The sequence below is a fragment of the uncultured Pedobacter sp. genome (genome assembly GCF_913776295.1).
Classification (GTDB): Bacteria; Bacteroidota; Bacteroidia; order Sphingobacteriales; family Sphingobacteriaceae; genus Pedobacter.
The window spans coordinates 24,377-46,048 of record NZ_CAJYOJ010000020.1 but is presented as its reverse complement, the minus strand read 5'-3'; the positions used below and the strand labels follow the sequence as shown (position 1 = coordinate 46,048).

Here is a 21,672-nt window from a genome sequence, read left to right as displayed (position 1 = left end):
ATTTGTTAGGCCGGACTTAAGTAGAACGGAGACCCAGTGCGAAGGCCTTGTTGGATGGAAATGCATATTTCATAAGTGACTAATTATCAAATAATTAAAAATTAACGTCAATGGTAGCGCAGCGAAGCATCTATTAACAAGAACAAACAACCACAAACTAACATCTGGCAAAAGCTCCTTCACCTTATCCAGAACAACACAAACCTCCTATCATTTTTATTTATTTCTCATTCTAAAAACAATAGTTTAAATTAGTTGCTCAACCAAACCCAGCTAATCAATGACTGAACCTAAACAACGTTTACTATCTCTCGATTTTTTTAGGGGGTTAACCGTAGCCGCGATGATCTTAGTGAATAATCCGGGCAGTTGGGGCCATATTTATGCGCCTTTAGAGCATGCAGAATGGAATGGCTGTACCCCTACCGACTTGATTTTCCCATTCTTTTTATGGATTGTTGGCGTTTCTATCGCTTTTGCCATGAGCAGCAGCAAAGCGGATCGCTCAACACATCAAAAAACAATTATTAAAGCCTTTAAACGTGGTATTATACTTTATCTGTTAGGTTTCTTTCTGGCTATCTTCGGAAAGATCATCAGTGCATTAACAACTGATAGTACCATTATTGAAGCTTTTCAAACGGTTAGATTGCTAGGCGTTTTACAAAGAATAGGTATTGTTTTTATGATTAGCAGTATCATTTTTATTAAGTTTTCAAACAAAACCATATTTAAAACTTTAATTGTAATCCTTGCCCTCTACTGGGCACTCATGACATTTATTCCAGTTCCTGGTGTGGGTTACCCCAATCTCGAAAAAGAAACCAATTTAGCGGCCTGGATTGATCGTGGAATTTTAACAGAAGCACATACCTGGGCTTCATCAAAAACCTGGGATCCGGAGGGCATTTTAAGTACATTACCGGCCATAGGAACCTGTTTGTTTGGTATCCTGGTTGGCGTTTGGATGCGCAAAAAAGATGTAGACAACGCAACAAAAGTGGCCTGGTTATTTACCATAGGTATTACAGCAGTTATTTTAGGACTACTATGGGACTTGCAGTTCCCGATTAACAAATCATTATGGACCAGTTCTTTTGTGTTATATACGGGTGGCCTGGCATCTATCGGATTAGCGCTTTGTTACTGGATTATTGATGTACAGGGCTACAAAAAATTCACTACTCCTTTTGTTGTGTATGGTGTAAATGCGATTACGGTGTTCTTTTTGGCGGGATTAATGCCACGGGTCTTAAACCTCATTCAGATTACCAAGCCAGATGGCACCAAGACTGGCATTTTGGTCTGGTTATACGGTACTTGTTACACGCCATTTTTCAGCCCAATAAATGCTTCATTCGTTTGGGCCATAACCTATGTACTGGGTTTTTATGTATTGTTATATTTTATGTACAAAAAAAACATTATCATTAAGGTTTAGTAAAAAAACGCTATAATTGAATGTCTCTCTCCAACCCATTTGAAAAAGAAAACGACCATATACGACATTGCCAAGGCGCTCGACATTACAGTATCAACTGTTTCCAGGGCCCTTAGTGGCTTTCCGGCAATAAGCGACACCACCAGAAAGGCTGTGGTTGAAATGGCTAAAAAATTAAACTACAGCCCAAATAAACTTGCATCAGCATTAAAATCTGGTAAAACCCATATTATTGGTGTAATTGTGCCCAGTGTACAGGCACATTTTTTTGCCTCCATTATCCACTGCATAGAAGATGGCCTGAAGGACAGTGGTTATCGTGTGATTATTTACCAGTCTAACGAATCAGTGGAGAATGAAATTAATGGCGTAAGAACCCTGTTGGAAGCGCAGGTAGATGGCATTATGGCATCAATGTCTTTAGAAACAGAAAACACCTCACACTTTAATGAAATTATTAAGCAAAATAAGCCCCTCATATTATTTGACCGTGTAGATACAGATTTAAAAGTGCCGACCATTACACTTGATGATTTTAAGGCTGGTTATATTGCCACAAAACACTTAATTGACCAGGGTTACCAAAGAATTGCGTTTGTAACCACTATTCATCAGATCAAAATATTTAACGATCGGTTAGAAGGTTATAAAGCAGCTTTAGCAGATCATCACCTTCCGGTAATAAATGACCATATTATTTTTGGCGGCTTATCTATCAAAGACGGCCGATTTGGTGCAGGCAAATTAATGCGCAGCAGCCATAAACCCGATGCGATTATTGCCGGTGATGATTTTACGGCGCTAGGTGTAATTAAAAAGTTAAAAGAGATCAACGAAACACCTCCTGAAATAGGCGTAATTGGTTTTGCGAACGAGGCATTCTCCGCTTACATTACGCCCAACCTATCCACCATTGATCAGCATGCTTCACAAATGGGACAGGAATGTGCTAAAATGTTCCTGAAAATGATTCATCAGGAAAGCCCTTACGCCAATATGGAACATATTGTACTTGATCCGGGTGTTGTAGAGAGAGAATCGACCAATAAGAAAAGCTGAAACCTTTTTACTCCTTTGCCAAAGGAACTTCCACACCAACAGGTCCGCTAGGCTCACTTTCATTTTTTAACCGATCCAATGCTGTTACGAGATAGCTGTACCGTTTACCACTTTCAACATTGGTATCAATAAATGAAAGATAATCTTCAAAGCTTATTTTAACAATGTTCTTTGGGTCTAATATGGAAATTTTCTCTCCTTCATCAAAACGGTAAACTACAAATCCCGAGGCTGTTTCTCCATCCTTCGCTTTCAATGGAAGCTGCCATTTTAGATGCACCCCGTCTTTCAGTGCATCGGCAGTTAGTGCCTGAGGCTCATTTGGCGGTACCTCATCCAGCCATGGCATTTGCGGTGGCAAAGCTGGGTATTTATAAAAATCGTTCTTTAGCGAATCGCCAACTGCTTTAGCAACTGTACTTAATGATTTAGAACTAAAAAATACACTGCCCTGAATCCGGTTGTTATCCCTAATGTATCTGATTTGTCTGGGTATTTCACTTAGATTTTTCCAGGCGGCTTCCGCCCTCGAGTTTACTAGGTAAGCTCCCTGCCCGATATAAACATGCCTGCCAAAAGTATTATTGCTCCACCAGTCAACTAAAACACCATATGGCGCCACTCTTCTCGTAAACGTAAAATAAATCTGAGGATTAATATAATCTACCCAACCTTCTCTAACCCATTTACGGCTATCGGCAAAAAGTTCTGCATAATTAGATAATCCACTGGTTGCGGAACCTTCGGGATCTTCATTCTTATTTTTCCAGATACCAAAAGGACTGATACCAAATTTAACCCATTTTTTATAGTGGTGGATACTATCATCAAGCTGTTTGATGAGCAGGTCGACATTATTTCGCCTCCAATCTCTTATATCTGAAAAATTATTGGGGTATTTGCTAAAAGTGCTACCATCATTAATGGTCTGCCCTTCCAATTTATAGGGATAAAAGTAATCATCGAAGTGGATCCCATCAACATCATAGCCTTTTACTACATCTAAAATTACCTGAACAATATATTCCCTTACTTCCGGAATGCCCGGATCAAACTGCTTTTTACCGCCATAGGTAAAAAACCAATCTGGATGTTTACGATACGCATGGTTTTCGCTTAATACGGCCGAGCTGCTCATGCTTGCCCGGTAAGGGTTAAACCAGGCATGCAGCTCCATTCCCCTAAAATGGGCTTCCTTAATGGCAAAGGCCAGCGGATCATAACCGGGTGCAGGCGCCAAACCTTGTCTGCCCATTAACCATTGGCTCCAGGGTTCTCTGGATTTCGCGTAAAATGCATCTGCTGCAGGTCTAACCTGCAGAATAATGGCATTCATTCCCTGGCTTTTATGCCTTTCTAAAATACCAATAAGCTCCTGCTTTTGCTGATCGATGCTCAAACCTGGCCTTGATGGCCAGTCTATATTGGTAACAGTAGCCACCCAAACACCTCTAAACTCCCTTTTTGGTGCAATTTTTGCTAATGGTTGTGCATTTAATATATAAGGTATTACAGTTATCGATAAAAGTGCGTATAGGAAGTTTTTAAGCATTATTTCTTGTCTTATTTTTATTCAGGTTATGTGTTTGTGTAGATTTGCCTACAAATCGAACATTAGCAAGTAAACGATTTTTTTTAAAAACTCTTATAAGTTTATTAAAAATTTTAATTTACGCCCTGCTAAAATTAATTGTGTACCCCATTTACCTATGGAGAACAAAAGTATATTAATTTACAGAAGATACAGTGTTATTAAATGGAACCACAAAAGATTAATAAGGGTGATAGAAACAAAATTTACTTCCTGGTCATCGTTATTGCTGCTTTAATTGGCACTAATGCCTATTTGTTTTTTAAAGATCGAAAGCAAAATGAAAGATTTGTTACCATTAGTTCTGAGAAAGACAAACTACGGCTTGAGGTAGAAAAGATAGAAGTTGAACTGGATAAGGTTAATGCATTGAACCTTGATTTAAATGAGAAACTTGTTGAAGAGCAGAAGCTTGCCCGTACAAAAATCGAAGAATTAAAGCAAGCTTTAGAAAAGAATCAGATTACACAGGCCGAGATCGAGCGGGCCAATGCAAAGATTAATGAACTGAAAACATTTGTAAAGAACTACAATGATCAGATTATTCAGCTGCAGAAAGACAATATCCTTCTAAAAAACAGCCGTGATAGTTTACAGAATTCGCTCAGAAACATGAGCAATAAAGCTTCGAGCTTAGAGAACGAGAATTCCAATTTAAATGCAAAAGTGAAAACGGCAGCAGCGTTAAAGTTACAATCCGCCGAAATTATTGCATTCAGAACAAAATCCAGTGGCAAAAAAGTGGAGGTTACCAAATCATCTACTGCCGAAAAGTTAAGCGTACGCTTTAACATTGTACCAAACCAACTAGCAGAAAAAGGGCATCACAACATTTATCTTCGGGTATTTGATCCGGCAGGAAACCTGCTTGCTAATGAGCTAAACCATTTCGAGGCTGACGGGCAGGATATGCAGTTCAGCCATTCTATTTTTATTAACTACAATAATGATGACAGTACCTATGTTATCGATTGGACAAACCCAAAGCCATTTATAAAAGGCATATATACTGTAATTTTATATGCAGATGGTAATACCATGGGCAAGGCACAATTGGAGTTAAGGTAATTCCCCCATCCTCATTAAACAGTTATTCTTTTTATGCTTTAAGCCAAAGGGAAGTTCAGATAGAACGTAGTTCCTAAACCGCTAATTGAGGTAAACTTAACTGAACCACCGGCATTTTCTACCGCCTGCTTAACAAAAGCTAAACCTAAACCTGTACCCGATGTTTTTGTGGTAAAATTCGGCACAAATATTTTGTCTTGCAGGGCAGGTGGTATTCCTTTTCCATTATCCTTTATTTCTATATAGGCATTTTTCGCATCTGCGTATACGATAATGCTAATACAGCATAATGATTCCTCATCTATAGCTTCTATCGCATTTTTAAGCAGGTTATTAAACGTTCTGAGCAGCTGATCGTGATCGGCCAGGATGGTAATGCCCTTTTCGCTCTTGTTCAGCACATCAATGGTGACATTTTCGGTACTTTTAAATACTTCCCTTGCCTGCTCGATTATGGGAAGCAAAGAAAGCCGTTCCAGATTGGTATCGGGCATTTTGGCGAAATTAGAAAACTCAGAAGCAATTTTAGAAAGGCTATCAATCTGTTCAATAAATGATTTACTAAACTTATTAAATTTCTGTTCGAAATTTGGATCTTTCTCTTTCCACGATTTTTCTAATAACTGAACACCCAATTTTAAAGGTGTCAGCGGATTTTTAATTTCGTGAGCTACTTGTTTTGCCATTTCGCGCCAGGCACTTTCCCGTTCTGATCTGGCCAGCTTAACCGCACTCTCTTCCAAAGCAGCAATCATATGGTTGTATTCCTTAATCAAAGAACCGATCTCATCATGCCTTCGCCATACAATGGGCTCGTTTTTCTGCCCTATTTTGGTTTTACTGATACTTTCCTGAATAAAAGTTAAGGGGCTTGTAATCTGATTGGCCAAAAATACGGCCAATACCCCAATAGCTACAAATACCAGTGCATAAAGATTAATCAGGTTACTTACAAAAAGTGCAAGTTTATCACTATACTCCTCCTCGTTAGAGTAGTTAGGCAAACCAATGTAAGCGATTGTTTTATTCTGGGCATTTCTGATGGGGGCATAAGCAGCAGCATAAATTAAACTGCCCATGTTCTCTTTTAGGTTAATATATTCGGAGCGGTGTAAACCATTCAATGAGAAGAAAGCTTTAGGTCCCATTTTTTTACCTATAATTTTATAATTATAAAGTTTGGGATAGGTAGTCATAATGAGGTTGCCACTCAGATCGTACAAATTCAAATCAGCATTATTGATATCGGCAAAATTGTTAAAATCAGCTGCGGCATTTTCATCGTTTTCAATAATGCCATTACTAAAAACCTGCTTTTCAAAATTCTGCTGAACTTTCCTTATTTTATCTTTTAATATTGCATCTTGCTGTCCACGGTACTCATTGTTCATATAATAGTATGTTCCCCAACCCACAATAATGAGTGTGGCTACCACCGCTAATACAATAGATACCTGAATCCTTGTTTTATACAAAATCTTATTGGCATTGATCATTAAAGACCTATTGATGCTGAACCAGCCTACTTTATCGTCATCAAGGTTTTTAATCAACCAAATCAATCCGTAAAGCAACAAAGAGAAGATGATAAATATCAGAAAGAAAAAGGATAGTGCAGCCAGGCGTTCGATATACCCTACTTTCTCTTTACTAATCACAACCATTTTGCTGTTGGTAGGTTTGTAAATTAAATGACTGTAGTGAAGTTCATCATCATTACTCGTTGTAAAATCATCTTTTTTACCTTTAAAAATGCTTCCATCTAAAGGATAGGTATAATTTCCAGACTGATTAAGTAATTTATTGTTGCTGTATAAAGCGATAGAATAACCTTTAAAATCTTCGTCTTTGATCAATTTCTGATCACCCAGAAGATCGGGTAACCGATTGTTATAATTATATGGCTTAGACCGGAGTTCGATAATCAATGTGCCGAGTAAGCTGCCCTTATCTACTATCGAAATGATACCAAAGTAATCCTGATAACCAAATGTATTGTTTACCTGATAAAAAAAGTTAGATCCATCAATTTTAACAGAACCGGCTTCTACCAGATTTTTATACTTGCTTATTGGTGGCGTATCAGCATTCCCTAATGCTACTCCAAGTTTATCATAAGGATAAATCTGATAATCGTATCGGCTTAAATAGCCATCCAGATAATCTTTAATATGATTTTTGAGTACCGCATAACTACCCTTCCGGTTTTGACTATAATAACTTTTCAGAAAACTATCTTTAACAATCTCATCGCCTAAAGCACCTAAAGCAACAATAGCATTCGGATCTTCTGACGACTGCACTTTTCTGGCCAAAGGCTCGCGCAAACTTCTCTCTTTAATGTCTTTGTATTTGGTGTACTTAATTGAAGTATTAAAAGCCAAACAGAAAAATACGATGGCAAACATGCCGATTGAAAAGCTCTTTTCTTTTAAATAAACAGCCCTGGCTACTATAAATAATACCAGTGCAAAAACAATAAAAAATGCATTAAAACCGACTACCAGTTTATAGATAAAAACGCCTGTAAAACCGATCAGGAAAATAATTACCCGTTCTTTATTGCTAACGTTTAACTGACCGCTTACTGTTGCCGAAACGGCGGTGATCAGATACATCTGGAACCAGGCCAAACATAAAATCACAATCCCAACCCAACTGGTACCGCTAAGCTTAAGGATATTCACGATATCGAAATTAATTTTTGAGTTAAAGATCAACCCGAAAAAGATATCGTCCGTATCCCAAACAATTCGACCTATCAGCACCATTAACCCAGCCTGGATCACAATTCCAATTATTTTACTCCGCTTAATCCATTCCGGAAATTTATATTGTTCCTTATGGTTATACATAAACAAAAGTAACCAGGTGAGTGCGATTACGTTTAACAGAAAATCGCCTAGTGAAGGCATCAGGAAATTATCTGCGTATATCCTCGGATCAAACAGATCTAAGCTAAACCTGTGGTTAAACCAACCATAATACAGATCTGTTAACCTAAATGTTAAAAAGAAAAATAACAGCAAAAAGGTCCCCCATGCAATATGTCCACGTCTGGCAATGAATGAGCTTAAAGAATTGAAGAACATGCAGATGCACAACATGCCTGCAACGAAAAACCATAACTGCGTACCTGAATAATGGGTTTCTGCATAGCCAGGTTTTACTTTTAATCCGAATAGAAACTTATTCTCAAGGTTTTTTACGACATAAACATCCTTATCTGTAAAAGAGGCAAAGGTTAGTATTTTTGTTTTGGATAAAATGGGATCAATATCATTCTTAAAATACTTTGTTTCTTTAAAGGGATATTGAGATTGAATGGAGATCAGGAAAACAAGACTGAAATTGCCCTGCGTACTTTTAATGACCTCGTACCAGCCGTTATAAAAAAACAGCACTGAACTGCCTTCCTTTATGGTGGTCGGATCTATTTCAGAAACCTTATAGGTACTCCAAAACTTAAGCTGGTTATTTTCAAAGGTTAATAGGTTTATTCCATTACTCTCACGATAGGAGGTAATAAAATCAAGGGCATTTTTAGGATTTAAATGAAACTGTTTAGCTTTTGCCACTTCTTGCTTATTGGCCAAAAATGCCTGAACGGCTTTTTCTTTAAGCAAAAGGTTCTGCTGGATTTCTGCTGCATCGTGTTCTAAAAGTTCACTTCTGGTCGTGAACCGACTCAGCGAAATAGAAGTTGCAATAAGGCAACAGCCCAAAACAAGCAATAGAAATCTTATTTTTATACCAAAGCTCATTTTCATCTACGGATAAAGATATTAAATATTGATAAAAAACAACGCCATAAACTTGGAGTTTATGGCGTTGGCATTATATTCTATTTGAATAAATTACGCAATAACAGCACTACTTGTCTGTACCTCACGGCTTACTTTTTTAACCAATCCCTGCAATACATTGCCTGGACCAACCTCTACAAATTCAGTTGCGCCATCGGCGAGCATGTTACCTACCGTCTGTGTCCAACGCACGGCACCGGTTAATTGTTTAATTAAATTGGCTTTTATTTCAGCTGGATCTGTATATGGCTTCGCATCAACATTTTGATAAACAGGACAAATTGGAGATGCGATGTTGGTGGCTTCAATAGCAGCCTGTAATTCGATTTTTGCTGGCTCCATCAAAGGAGAGTGAAATGCACCACCTACGTTTAATTTTAATGCCCGCTTAGCTCCGGCTTCAGTTAATTTGGCGCAGGCCAGATCAACTCCTTCTATACTCCCCGAAATAACCAATTGCCCCGGGCAGTTGTAATTTGCAGGTACCACTACAGCATCAATTTCTTTACAGATTTTCTCAACCACATCATCAGCTAAACCTAAAATTGCTGCCATGGTTGATGGTTGTGCCTCGCATGCTTTTTGCATCGCATTTGCACGGGCAATAACCAGTTTTAATCCATCTTCAAAACTTAGTGCATTTGCCGCCACTAAAGCTGAAAACTCACCTAAAGAGTGACCTGCAACCATGTCCGGCTTAAAATCATCACCTAAAACCTTTGCCAATATAACCGAGTGTAAAAAGATGGCCGGCTGGGTTACATTGGTTTGTTTAAGTTCTTCATCTGTTCCGCTGAACATAATGTCGCTAATGCGGAAACCAATAATTTCGTTGGCCTGTTCAAACAACGCCGCTGCTTTGGGATTTTCGTAAAGATCTTTGCCCATGCCAACAAACTGTGCTCCCTGTCCGGGAAAAATATATGCTTTCATACCTTAATCCCCTAAAGGGGAAGTTAAATATTTAATTAAAATTATGTTAAATCCGTACCCCCTCCAGGGGGATGGGGGTTAGTCTAAACTCGCGGTAATTAACCTCAAAAACTCTGCTCTTGTTTTATCATTACTTAAAAAAGTTCCGGTAAAGGCAGATGTGGTGGTTACCGAGTTTTGTTTTTGTACACCCCGCATAGACATGCATAAGTGCCGGCATTCTATCACAACCGCAACGCCCATTGGGCTGAGGGTATTCTGGATACAATCCCTGATTTCGTTAGTTAAGCGTTCCTGTACCTGTAAACGGCGGGCAAAAGCATCAACTACGCGTGGAATTTTACTTAAACCCACAATATGCCCGTTTGGAATATAAGCAATATGAGCTTTACCGAAGAATGGCAGCATGTGGTGTTCGCACATCGAATATACTTCGATATCTTTAACGACCACCATTTGGCTGTAATCCTCTTCAAACATAGCCGATTTTAAGATTTCATCCGGTTTTAAATCATAGCCATGTGTTAAATATTGCAATGCTTTAGCTACACGCTCAGGCGTTTTTAACAAACCTTCCCGCTCCGGGTTTTCTCCCAACTGGCCAAGAATATCTTTATAATGCGTAGCTACAGCTTCAATTTTATCTTCGTTGTAACGGTCTATTTTTACATAACCGTCTCTCGATTCGCCTTTTAATACGTCTTTATTGCTCATTAATTTAGGTTTTTAACCAAAGTATTCAACAAAATTATTTTCGGTTTCGTAGATTTTTACGCAATGTAAAATCGCGCCGCTCTCCGCAATCGGACCCCAAAGCTGTTTCCAGATTTCGATGGCCAGGTTTTCGGTTGAAGCCAGTTTACCTTTCATAAAATCTACATCAAGATTTAAATTTTTATGATCAACCTTATCCACCACATAGTCATTCATGACGTCTTTAAGCCATTTCAGATCAACCAGAAAACCTGTTTCCGGATTTACTTCGCCCTTAACGGTAACATATAACCAATAGTTATGGCCATGCCAGTTAGGGTTGGCACATTTACCATAAACCTCATTGTTTTTATCATCATCCCAGTCGGTACGCGCCAATTTGTGTGCCGCATTAAATGATGCTTTTCTCGTTATGTAAATCATTACTATAAAATAAAATGCAAATATACGTATAAAATGGATGATGGAAGAGGGATAATGAATGAGGTAGACGTGGCTCGCCCAAATTCATCTGAAATCTATCCACCTGCATTATCCGGGTTTCATTTTCCATTACACATTTTTTTCAGCAAACTACAACGATTTTGCCTTGCCCATCCATGTTCCATTTTACATTCCACCTATTTCCTTAACTTTACTCGATGAAAACTTTAGTTGTTGCTGCTACAAAAGCCGAACTCAGCTTCTTTTACCAGCATTTTAACTTACCTGACAGTAATTTTGTAGAAAGCAAAAATTTCGACCTGCTGATTACCGGAGTCGGGATGGTAGCAACAGCCTTTGCGCTGGGCAAACATCTTTCACCTAAATACAACCTCGTGGTAAATTTTGGCATTGCCGGCAGCTTCGATCAGGATATCGCCTTAGGTACCGTACTAAATATAACCGAAGATACTTTTGCCGAATTGGGCGCCGAAAACGGAGACGAATTTCTGACCATCAGTGATTTGGGTTTTGGGGAGAGCTACTATACCTCTGCTACACGGAGTGGCGTTAACCTCCCCATTGCAAGAGGTATCACCGTGAACTGTGTAACGGGAAGTGAAAAAAGCATTAAAAACTTAATAAAAAGGTTAAATCCGACTACCGAAAGCATGGAAGGCGCTGCTGTTTTTTATGCCTGCAAACAACTAAACATCGCTGGCTTGCAGATCAGAAGTATCTCTAATTATGTAGAACCGAGAAATAAAGACAACTGGAAAATTGGTTTGGCCATTAAAAACTTAAATGACTGGGCCATTGCCTTTATCGGAGAAATGAACTGATTATGACTGATTAGTTTACCACAGTACTTAATTTTGATTGATGAACTCGGCACCATTAAAATAATTATTTTAATTGCCGAAGGCTCCATCTAACAACTGAAAAAAAATAAATAGATGAAACTTACACTTGGATTTTCTCCCTGCCCTAATGATACCTTTATTTTCGACGCACTTATCCACCATAAGATTGATACGGAAGGATTGACATTTGAGGTTTCTTATGATGATGTTGAAACGCTAAACCAAAAGGCACTCAGGGGCGAATTAGATATCACCAAGTTAAGTTTCCATGCATTTGCCTACGTAGCGAACCAGTATGCTTTGTTAGATGCCGGCAGTGCACTGGGTTTCGGTGTTGGCCCATTACTAATCAGCAAAAAGCATTTTGAAGGCCCGGATGACCCTCAACTCCAAACCCCCAACGCTGAACTTGAAATCGGGATACCCGGAAAGTATACTACTGCGAATTTTTTGTTGGGAATTGCTTATCCACATCTACAAAACAAACAGGAACTCGTTTTTTCAGAAATCGAATCCGCTTTACTTGATGAACAGATTGATCTGGGATTGATTATTCACGAGAACAGGTTTACCTATCAGGATAAAGGTTTAACCAAAATCGTTGATCTTGGCGATTATTGGGAAAAACTAACGGGTTGCGCCATCCCATTGGGGGGCATTGTAATTAACCGGAATTTAGATCGCGAAATACAGTTAAAGGTAAACCGCCTGATCCGCCAATCTGTTGAATTTGCTTTCGCACATCCAAAATCGGGTATCGACTTTATCCGCCAGCATGCACAGGCCATGGAAGAAAGTGTGATGTACAAACACATCGAACTGTATGTAAATAAATATAGCATCAACCTTGGCGAAGAAGGCCGTAAAGCTGTTGATACTTTATTTAAACTGGCCCGGGAACGTGGAATCATTCCGGCTATCCAGGAGAATTTGTATATTTAAGAAGGGTGAAAAGTTGTAAGGTTTAATGTTGAAAAGTAGATTTTGGCGCCAAGAACATTTTAACTTTACAACATTCAAGCCTTTAACTCCAGATTTAGCTCACCAACAACTTATAACCTTTTCCGTGTACATTGATAATCTCAACTGAAGGATCGGCCTTTAGGTACTTCCGTAATTTACTTAAGAACACGTCCATACTTCTTCCATTAAAGTAATTGTCATCGTGCCAGATACTTAACAAGGCTTCCTCGCGGGTTAAAACGGTATTTTTTTTCAAACACAATAACCTTAACAGCTCGGCTTCTTTTGTCGATAGTTTTTGTTGATGACCCTCATCTGTAATAATCTGGGTAGTATAATCGAAATGATACCGGCCAATGGAGAACTGTGTTTCAGCAGCCTCATCATTGTTGTCTGTTTTATTGGCTACCCGTTTGAACATCGCGTTGATCCGCAGTAAAAGTTCTTCAATACGAAAAGGTTTGGTGATATAATCATCTCCACCCAAATCATAGGCAGCAGATTTGTCTTCCAACATGGTTTTTGCCGTTGCAAAAATAATGGGCACCTGGGTATTTACTTTCCTGATATCCTTACCCAGGGTAAAACCGTCTTTTTTGGGCATCATCACATCCAGAATACATAAATCAAAGTTTTGCTTATTAAATGCTTTTAATCCATCTTCCCCATCAGTACAAAGCACTACATCAAACTTGCCTTTCAGCTGCAGATAATCTTGTAATAATAAGCCTAAGTTGGGGTCGTCTTCTACCAGGAGTATTTTTTTCATTTTCTTGTTTTTATTGCATACATGGCATTTTGCCAAACTGAGCCTTTCATGCTGAATATACTTGAAGATTAAATTTATGTTGTGGCGTAATTAATTCTATTACGAGCCAATAAACCATTCCATTTAACAATATTGATAAGCAGGCTTTTGTATCTATGTTTAAGCCTTTATAAAGGTAACGATATTTCGAACGTGGTTCCTTTATCTTTTTCGCTACTCACCTTTACCGTTCCATTCAATTTCTTAATAATATCCTGAACATAATTTAAACCCAGGCCAAAGCCTTTAACATCATGCAAATTACCAGTTGGCACCCTATAAAACTGATCGAAAATCCTTCTGGATTGCTCCTTGGTCATGCCGATGCCCTTATCCGCTATTTCAATAATTAAATTCTTGCCGGCATTGCGGGTAGTAATGGTAATTTCAGGCGTACTGCTACTGTATTTGTTCGCATTATCAATCAGGTTATAGATCACATTAGACAGGTGAAGTTCATCACCGTAAACAACAGCATTTTCTGCATCGGTATGTACATTTACAACTGCATTCCTTTTCTGCAGCTGCAATTCCATGCTATCCAACACAATTACAATCAAGTCGTTCACATCTACTTCTGTGTTCTCCATTTTAAGCTCTCCCTTCTCTAAGCGGGCAATACTTAAAACACGCTCAATATGGCTGCCCAATCGAACATTTTCATCATAAATGATTCCCGCCAAACGTTTTAACCGGGCTTTATCTTCTGTCACCTCCGGATCTTTTAAAGCTTCACTGGCAATCATGATGGTAGCCACCGGCGTTTTAAACTCATGGGTCATGTTATTAATGAAATCGGTTTTCATTTCTGATAGTTTTTTTTGCTTCAAAATAGCATAAAGCGTATAAGAAAAGATAAAAACAAGTACCAGTAATAAACCAACAGACGATGCAAGGGTAGCACTTAGATTAGCTATAATTGCTGAATTTTTGTTCGGAAAACTGACGAAGAGCATTCCGGGATCGCGAAAAATATCATTTCCGAATAAGGGTGTTTTATAGGTATTTTCGGGTAAAAACGCTCCCTTAACCTGAGATGCCATCATAAAAATGGTCGAGTCTTTCCGGGCCAGCGAAATCCGGTAAGAGGGAACCAATGTAATGTTATTAGCTAAGAGTTCTTGTTTTAATAAACGGCCCAAAGAATTAAAATTAATGCGTTTATAAATCGGCACATTGGTTTCCTGAAGTTCTTTCGATACATCCTCAACCACACTCGAGCGGGTATAAGAAAATGTATCCTTACCCAGTGCTGCAATCTTAAGTGCTAATTTTTTCTTTTCAATCTCATCCTCGCGTTGAAATTTTTTCTGCAGATCGTCAGAAATTTTTGGAACACTTACTAAACCGGGGTTGCCGTTTCTGGGATCAAAAACCAAGTATCTCAAAGAGTCTGGCAAACTCTGCAGACTTTTAAATTCAAATGCTTTTGGTGGCGCTGTAAAAGGTTTTGTGCGCATGCTATAACCTTTAATAATAAGGCTCTTAATATCAATAAACGCATCCATCTGCAAATCCAGTTTATCTCCGTTTTTCGAAGTCAGCGATGTATACTCCCGCTCAGAAATTACGTTTGGCGCACGGTAAGATACCCGGATAATACTATCCTGCTGGTTCAGGTAGCTTTCAATCTGATTTTCGCGTTCCGCTTGCCGCAGCTCGGCTTCCCGTGCATATTGTTGCCTTAAATCCTTAATGTCCAATGCGCGCTGCCTCGAATCCTGTAACTGCTTTAACTTATTTTCAGCATCTTTACGGTTTAAGTGATCGGCAACATTTCTACGCTGTAATTTATTTACTACCGATGTTAGCGTTTGATTTACCTGTTCATCAAAAAGCTGAGATTTTAGTTTGTACGATTCCCGTATGTAATACAATTGCATTACAAATACGCCAAGCAGCGCAACCGTCATTAAAACCGTAATCAACCAAAAACTTCTTTTTTTCATAAACCAGATCGGCTTTTAAAAAAATAAAAAACCGGGCATAATCTTAAACAGATATCAAAAATAATGATTAGCTCAGCCAAGTATTTGTTTTTAACATATTTTAACAGGGGGAAGACTTCCGAAATTTGGTGATTACCTTAGACTTCTGAAGTTTACGCGGCCTGAGCCACAGCAAACCCCGGAAGTTTTGCAAGAGCAAAAAAAATGCCGAGGCTAAGCCTCGGCATGGTTCAAAATTGTTTGCTTAAAAAAGAATCTTTATTTAGAATGGCAAATCATCATCTTCACCTGGCGCATTGCTTACGTCAACCGGAGCTGCATAAGCTGGTGTAGCTGCCGGAGCACTTGCTGCAACGGCATTGATACGCCAAATAACCAAGCTGTTAAAATATGATGTTTTACCTGTTTTATCTGTCCAAGGGCGACCACGTAAATTAAAGAATACCTCAACCTCATCGCCTGCTTTAAATGTATCTAATAATGCAGTTTTATCTTGTAAAGCCTCAAAGCGGATATATTCTGGATATGTTGGATTTTCTGCGTATTCTACTATTAAATCACGTTTTTTAAACGTTTCACTTACTTGTTGTGTGGCACCTACTTCGTGTACTTTTCCTTTAATTTCCATATCTAATACTACTTAATGTACTATAAACATCAAATCTCTATAATTTTATTGATAACTTCGCATATATTATGATGCAAGTTTTCCACAATAAAAGCAAGGTTATTATTACCTGCAATAAGCGCCTATCGCCCTACCTACAAGAAGAAGTTACGGCTTTAGGCTATACCATTGAGCGGTCTTTTGCTACGGGAGTTGAACTCAATATTACCCTCACAGAGTGCATTAAGCTTAATCTGAACCTGCGCTGCGCAAGTCAGATCCTATATGCCATAAAAAGTTTCAAAGCCGTTACACCAGATGATCTGTACAAAGAAATTGCAGCCATTGAGTGGGAAGAACTGATTGATTTTTCTGGTTATTTCTCCGTAACTTCAAATGTGGATAACCCCAATATTACCACACCTCTTTTTGCAAACTTAAAAGTAAAGGATGCGATTGTAGACCGCATGAAAGAGAAAAAAGGTATCCGGCCTAACTCTGGATCGGATGCCAATAAAACTGTAGTGCATTTATACTGGAAAGATGCTGATGCCGATGTTTTTATGGACACCTCTGGCGAAACTCTTGCCAAACATGGTTACCGTAAAATACCAGGGAAAGCCCCTATGCTGGAGGCATTGGCTGCCGGGGTTATTTTAGCAACAAAATGGGATAGGAAATCACCATTTATCAACCCCATGTGCGGATCGGGAACCTTGGCTATTGAAGCAGCGCTATTGGCCACCAACCGTGCCCCCGGTTTATACCGTATGAATTATGGTTTTATGCATATTTTAGGCTATAATGAAGAAGTTTTTTTTGCCGAGAGAAGAATTTTAAAAGATCAGGTAATTAAAAATATTGATTTTAAGATTGTAGCTTCTGATCTGTCGGAAGATGCAGTTGAAGTATCCCGTAGAAATGCTAAAACAGCAGGTGTTGATACTTTAATTGAATTTGAAGTATGCGATTTTGAATTGACAACAGTGCCTGAAGATAGCCATGGTGTTGTTGTTTTCAACCCCGAATATGGCGAACGCTTAGGTGTGCACAGCAAGCTGGAATTGACCTATAAACGCATGGGTGATTTTATGAAAACGAAATGCAAAGGCTATTCCGGCTATATTTTCACCGGAAACCCCGATCTTGCCAAGAAAATTGGGTTAAAATCTGCTAAAAGAATTGAATTTTATAATGGTAAATTAGACTGTCGTTTATTGGAATATGAATTATACGAAGGCTCTCGCCGGGCACCATTAACTGATGCATAGTCTTTTTCGTTTGAAATTAATATATTACGCTCTATTACGTACCATAACGTAGAAATTTTGAAGAATATGGAATTTGATGACATGGATCATATGCCCGAATGGGAGCATTTTAGCCGGTTTGGCCGAGATGATGAGGCTGAAGAAAACCTATCAAGCATTGATGCCGAAAAGGTTAGGTTAAAAGTAAGCAGGGCAAAAAGCCTCTACAACCAGGCAAGAGCCGTGTACAAATATGCTGCCCTGTTCTGCGAAACATTGGAGGGAGAAATGGCTGAAATGACTGCTAACTTAATTATGCAAAACGCCCTGATGTTATGCCCAAAAATTGTTGGTGCAGAAGGTGCAGATATGTATATTTTAAGAATGGAAAATGCTTCTATCATCAGAACCAACTGTCGTGAACTGGAAACCCAGGTAAGAGCAGCAGATATGTTCGAAATATGCAATCCAGAATATAAAGACATCGTGTTAGGCGAAATTGAAAAATTTCGCCTACTCTTTATCGAATGGGTTAAACATTTCGAAAAAGATGAATTTGAAGATGACTGGGGCTTATATTAATACCTGACGGTTATTCTTTTCTAACCCTTTTTTTTAATCTCAGAACCCTACATTTAAAACAGCACCACTGCTAACTAAACAACAAAAACCAGATGATAGACTAACCTAAAATGCCTAAACATTTTAGGTTATTTTTTTGTTATCATATTTAAATCATCATCCCTTTACGTGTAATTCTTAATCGTGCTAAAATTTATACTCTTAAAATCTAGAGGAATGAAAGTTTCGTACATAAATAAAAACATTAAAAATTTATTCGTTTTATGGAAGATGCATTAGCTTTAAAAACCAAGAACGTAGCCGGGAATATTAGAAAAATAAGAGAATACAGAGATTACACTCAGGATTATCTGGCGGCGAAACTAAAAATATCTCAAAATGCCTACAGCAAAATCGAACTCGGTTATAGTAAATTAACGATCGACCGTCTATTTCAAATTGCTGCAATTTTAGAGGTTGAAGTACCACATTTATTAACTTTAAATCACAGCGATTTGATCAAGATCATTGCTGATGATGAAAAAAGAACGGCAACGGCAAGCTAAACCGTTGCTGTTGATATCATTTCTTGTGTCCTGCAGATAATTCCAATACCTTTGGAGCAAACTTTTAACTATGCAGGCAGCCATTCAAAAAACCATCAATTTTGTTCAAGAAACACTAGCCAATGCCGAAGCCGGTCATGACTGGTTTCATATAGAACGTGTTTTTAAAACTGCGCAGAACATCAATCAACAAGAAAATGGCGATGAACTTGTAGTGGCTTTCGCTGCCTTGCTGCATGATATTGCTGATCCTAAATTCAATAATGGAGATGAAGAACTGGGACCAAATATGGCTGCCTCGTTCCTGACATCGATTGCTATTCCTAATGATGTTATTGCACATGTGAAATTGATTATCCAGAACATGTCTTTCAAAAATAGTTTTGACGGCGCAGGTTTTACTTCAAAAGAAATGCAGATTGTTCAGGATGCCGATCGTTTAGATGCTATCGGCGCTATCGGCATTGCCAGGGCCTTTACCTATGGAGGATTTAAAAACAGGGTACTTTACGATCCAGCAATTTTACCAGAAGAACACCTCAGCAAAGAAAGTTATAAAAATACCACAGCGCCTACCATTAATCATTTTTACGAAAAACTGCTGCTGTTAAAAGATATGATGAATACGAAAGCAGGAAAAGCAATAGCAGAAGAAAGACATCATTTTATGCTGCTTTACCTGGAACATTTTTTTAAGGAATGGGAAGGTAAATAATTTTCAATTAGACGATTATTCCAAATTCGAATAGATTAAATTAATTTATTTACTAATATTTTTAGTTATTAAACTATCTTTGTTAGTAAAAATTTCCCTATGTCTGATCGTATCCGAGAAAAATTAAATATTCTTGCTGACGCTGCTAAATATGATGTTTCTTGTTCATCAAGCGGAGGCACAAGAAAGAATGAGAACAAAGGGCTTGGCAACAGCCACACTTCTGGCATTTGCCATACCTATACCGAAGACGGCAGATGTGTTTCGTTATTAAAAATCCTGCTCACCAATCATTGCATTTACGATTGTTTATTTTGCGTTTCGCGTAAAAGTAACGATATCAAACGTGCAGCTTTTACAGTAGATGAAGTGGTAGATCTTACCATGAATTTTTATCGCCGTAACTATATAGAGGGATTGTTTTTAAGTTCAGGGATTTTTAAAAATGCTGATTTTACCATGGAAAGACTGCTTTTGGTGGTAAAAAAATTGCGTTTAGAGCAAAATTACAATGGTTACATTCATTTAAAAACTATCCCTGGCGCCAGCGATGAATTGATAAAAGAAGCGGGCTTATATGCCGACCGGATGAGCATCAACCTGGAAATGCCTACCGAGGCCGGATTAAAACTTTTGGCTCCTGAAAAAAACCATGCCGATGTGATTAAACCACTCGACTTCGTGCAAAAACAGATTACTCAGTTTTCGGCAGATAAAAAATTAATCAAACATATCCCGAAATTTGTACCGGCGGGGCAAAGCACTCAAATGGTCATAGGTGCCACGCCCGAGAGCGATAAAGACATCATGTATACCGCTAATGCCTTCTACAAAAATTTTTCCTTAAAAAGAGTATATTATTCTGGTTATGTACCCATTAGCAACGATACGCGGATGCCCATACTCGGCTCACAACCACCTTTGTTAAGGGAAAACCGTTTATACCAAACCGATTGGCTTATGCGTTTTTACGGCTTTAAGGTACAGGAAATTTTAAATGATGCCAACCCAAATCTTGATATTGATATTGATCCAAAATTAAGCTGGGCAATTAGAAATATGCAACATTTCCCCGTTGATGTTAATACGGCAGATTATAAAATGATTCTGCGGATACCTGGAATCGGCGTAATGTCAGCAAAGAAGATTGTACAGGCCCGAAAGTTTGGTAAACTAAGGATTGATCAGCTCAAAAAAATAGGGATAGCCTATAATAAAGCCAAACATTTTATAACCTGTGCCGATAGCCCCTATCAGTTAAAAGACTATCAAGGCACACAAATCAAGGCTTTTATTCTGGCCGAAAGCAAGAGCAAATATTTAAAAACGGATAGCAACCAGATGATATTGTTTTAAACGTGCTGTTATCCTGAACGGAGTAAAGGATCTTTTAATCGGAAGGTAGCTCTTGGATTCTGCTTTTCCTGCCCTGAGGATTCTTCACTGCGTTCAGAATGACAATTAAACTACTCCCACAAATGACCTACATTTTTGATGGTTCACTGCAAGGGCTATTATCAGCCGTTTTTGAATGGTTTGAGCGCAGGCCCGGTAAAGTGGTGCTCCAATCAACCGAGATGTTTCAGCCTGAAGTTTTTGCAGAAAGTTTTACCGTGATTACCGATACAATAAAGGCAGACCGTGTTTGGGCCGGACTTCAGAAAAAACTGAAAAAAGAATGGCTCCGCAAATTTTATTGCAGCTATTTATCCGAAATTCCGGAAGTTTACAACCACCTCTTTCAATTTTCAATCTACATTTTTAAACATGCTGCGGGCGCGGAAAGCAACTATGGAAACGAGCATGTAATTGCCCTTTCTAAATATGCTAAAAGCGTAGAAAGGGAAAAACACCGAATGGAAGCTTTTATCCGCTTTCAGAAAACCGGCGATGGGATATATTATGCTGGTATCGATCCTGATTTTAATGTATTACCTTTAATATCCAATCATTTTAAAAACCGATATGCCGACCAACAATGGGTAATTTATGATTTGAAACGGAAATATGGCCTGCACTATAATTTAATTGCTGTTGAAGAAATTACAATCAGTTTTACCAGTGGTGCAAGTAAACAAAATCCGGCATCAGAGTTAATGGATGAAAACGAATTCTTATATGCGACACTTTGGAAAGATTATTTTAAAAGCGCAAATATCGTGGCTCGTAAAAACACCAAACTGCATGTGCAGCATGTACCGCGGAGATACTGGAAATATTTAACAGAAAAGGAATTACCGTAAATCTCGGTTTGTCACCCTGATGGATAATTTATTTAATAAAAATCAATAGCAATGACAGCTAATTAGCAAATTGATAGGACAAGAGGCATCGTCAAATGCGAGAAAGGCTTTT

General features: G+C 38.4%; 19 protein-coding genes. 11 read left to right on the top strand and 8 right to left on the bottom strand.

Annotated elements, in window-relative coordinates:
• Window positions 1-280 precede the first annotated feature (280 nt).
• Together QZ738_RS04340 and QZ738_RS04335 are read left to right on the top strand one after the other, a co-directional pair.
• Window positions 281-1,441: a DUF5009 domain-containing protein gene (locus QZ738_RS04340; protein ID WP_293785015.1), complete on the top strand. Its 1,161-nt coding sequence runs from the start codon at window positions 281-283 to the stop codon at window positions 1,439-1,441.
• 39 nt (window positions 1,442-1,480) lie between these two features.
• Window positions 1,481-2,500, top strand: coding sequence for a LacI family DNA-binding transcriptional regulator (locus tag QZ738_RS04335; protein WP_293785013.1), 1,020 nt, complete (start codon window positions 1,481-1,483; stop codon window positions 2,498-2,500).
• A 7-nt stretch (window positions 2,501-2,507) separates the two neighbouring features.
• On the opposite strand, the gene QZ738_RS04330 is transcribed toward QZ738_RS04335, so the two are convergent.
• Entirely contained in the window at window positions 2,508-4,052 is a 1,545-nt protein-coding gene (locus QZ738_RS04330) for a family 10 glycosylhydrolase (RefSeq protein WP_293785011.1), read from the bottom strand.
• 204 nt (window positions 4,053-4,256) lie between these two features.
• Between QZ738_RS04330 and QZ738_RS04325 the strand changes: the two genes are divergently transcribed.
• The gene (locus QZ738_RS04325; protein WP_293785009.1) at window positions 4,257-5,159 is read left to right on the top strand and encodes a hypothetical protein; all 903 of its coding nucleotides are present in this window, start codon (window positions 4,257-4,259) and stop codon (window positions 5,157-5,159) included.
• 38 nt (window positions 5,160-5,197) lie between these two features.
• Here QZ738_RS04325 and QZ738_RS04320 read toward each other — a convergent pair whose 3' ends face one another.
• The 4 genes from QZ738_RS04320 to QZ738_RS04305 form a co-directional block, all read right to left on the bottom strand.
• Window positions 5,198-8,929: a HAMP domain-containing sensor histidine kinase gene (locus tag QZ738_RS04320; RefSeq protein WP_293785007.1), complete on the bottom strand. Its 3,732-nt coding sequence runs from the start codon at window positions 8,927-8,929 to the stop codon at window positions 5,198-5,200.
• Between the two features lie 87 nt (window positions 8,930-9,016).
• Complete coding sequence (fabD, locus tag QZ738_RS04315; RefSeq protein WP_293785005.1) at window positions 9,017-9,898, bottom strand: ACP S-malonyltransferase; 882 nt, start codon at window positions 9,896-9,898, stop codon at window positions 9,017-9,019.
• Between the two features lie 78 nt (window positions 9,899-9,976).
• The gene (gene folE / locus QZ738_RS04310; protein ID WP_293785003.1) at window positions 9,977-10,612 is read right to left on the bottom strand and encodes a GTP cyclohydrolase I FolE; all 636 of its coding nucleotides are present in this window, start codon (window positions 10,610-10,612) and stop codon (window positions 9,977-9,979) included.
• Between the two features lie 12 nt (window positions 10,613-10,624).
• Window positions 10,625-11,035, bottom strand: coding sequence for a 6-carboxytetrahydropterin synthase (locus tag QZ738_RS04305; protein ID WP_293785001.1), 411 nt, complete (start codon window positions 11,033-11,035; stop codon window positions 10,625-10,627).
• A 218-nt stretch (window positions 11,036-11,253) separates the two neighbouring features.
• Between QZ738_RS04305 and mqnB the strand changes: the two genes are divergently transcribed.
• Both mqnB and QZ738_RS04295 read left to right on the top strand, forming a co-directional pair.
• A complete protein-coding gene (gene mqnB, locus QZ738_RS04300; RefSeq protein WP_293784999.1) occupies window positions 11,254-11,877 on the top strand; it encodes a futalosine hydrolase in 624 nt (207 codons plus the stop codon).
• Between the two features lie 114 nt (window positions 11,878-11,991).
• Complete coding sequence (locus QZ738_RS04295) at window positions 11,992-12,840, top strand: 1,4-dihydroxy-6-naphthoate synthase (protein WP_293784996.1); 849 nt, start codon at window positions 11,992-11,994, stop codon at window positions 12,838-12,840.
• Between the two features lie 94 nt (window positions 12,841-12,934).
• Here the strand turns inward: QZ738_RS04295 and QZ738_RS04290 are convergent, their stop codons facing one another.
• The 3 genes from QZ738_RS04290 to QZ738_RS04280 form a co-directional block, all read right to left on the bottom strand.
• Window positions 12,935-13,630: a response regulator transcription factor gene (locus QZ738_RS04290; RefSeq protein ID WP_293784993.1), complete on the bottom strand. Its 696-nt coding sequence runs from the start codon at window positions 13,628-13,630 to the stop codon at window positions 12,935-12,937.
• Between the two features lie 167 nt (window positions 13,631-13,797).
• Complete coding sequence (locus tag QZ738_RS04285) at window positions 13,798-15,618, bottom strand: sensor histidine kinase KdpD (RefSeq protein WP_293784990.1); 1,821 nt, start codon at window positions 15,616-15,618, stop codon at window positions 13,798-13,800.
• 262 nt (window positions 15,619-15,880) lie between these two features.
• Entirely contained in the window at window positions 15,881-16,246 is a 366-nt protein-coding gene (locus tag QZ738_RS04280; RefSeq protein ID WP_293784987.1) for a DUF3127 domain-containing protein, read from the bottom strand.
• 71 nt (window positions 16,247-16,317) lie between these two features.
• Here QZ738_RS04280 and QZ738_RS04275 point away from each other — a divergent pair, with 71 nt between their 5' ends.
• The 6 genes from QZ738_RS04275 to QZ738_RS04250 all read left to right on the top strand — a co-directional run bounded on the left by QZ738_RS04275 (window position 16,318) and on the right by QZ738_RS04250 (window position 21,560).
• The gene (locus QZ738_RS04275) at window positions 16,318-17,496 is read left to right on the top strand and encodes a class I SAM-dependent RNA methyltransferase (RefSeq protein WP_293785019.1); all 1,179 of its coding nucleotides are present in this window, start codon (window positions 16,318-16,320) and stop codon (window positions 17,494-17,496) included.
• 57 nt (window positions 17,497-17,553) lie between these two features.
• A complete protein-coding gene (locus QZ738_RS04270) occupies window positions 17,554-18,057 on the top strand; it encodes a hypothetical protein (RefSeq protein WP_293784984.1) in 504 nt (167 codons plus the stop codon).
• A 263-nt stretch (window positions 18,058-18,320) separates the two neighbouring features.
• Window positions 18,321-18,602, top strand: coding sequence for a helix-turn-helix transcriptional regulator (locus QZ738_RS04265; RefSeq protein WP_293784982.1), 282 nt, complete (start codon window positions 18,321-18,323; stop codon window positions 18,600-18,602).
• A 70-nt stretch (window positions 18,603-18,672) separates the two neighbouring features.
• Window positions 18,673-19,317: an HD domain-containing protein gene (locus QZ738_RS04260; protein WP_293784980.1), complete on the top strand. Its 645-nt coding sequence runs from the start codon at window positions 18,673-18,675 to the stop codon at window positions 19,315-19,317.
• 99 nt (window positions 19,318-19,416) lie between these two features.
• The gene (locus tag QZ738_RS04255) at window positions 19,417-20,673 is read left to right on the top strand and encodes a putative DNA modification/repair radical SAM protein (RefSeq protein WP_293784978.1); all 1,257 of its coding nucleotides are present in this window, start codon (window positions 19,417-19,419) and stop codon (window positions 20,671-20,673) included.
• A 122-nt stretch (window positions 20,674-20,795) separates the two neighbouring features.
• Complete coding sequence (locus QZ738_RS04250; RefSeq protein ID WP_293784976.1) at window positions 20,796-21,560, top strand: TIGR03915 family putative DNA repair protein; 765 nt, start codon at window positions 20,796-20,798, stop codon at window positions 21,558-21,560.
• Window positions 21,561-21,672: the final 112 nt, after the last annotated feature.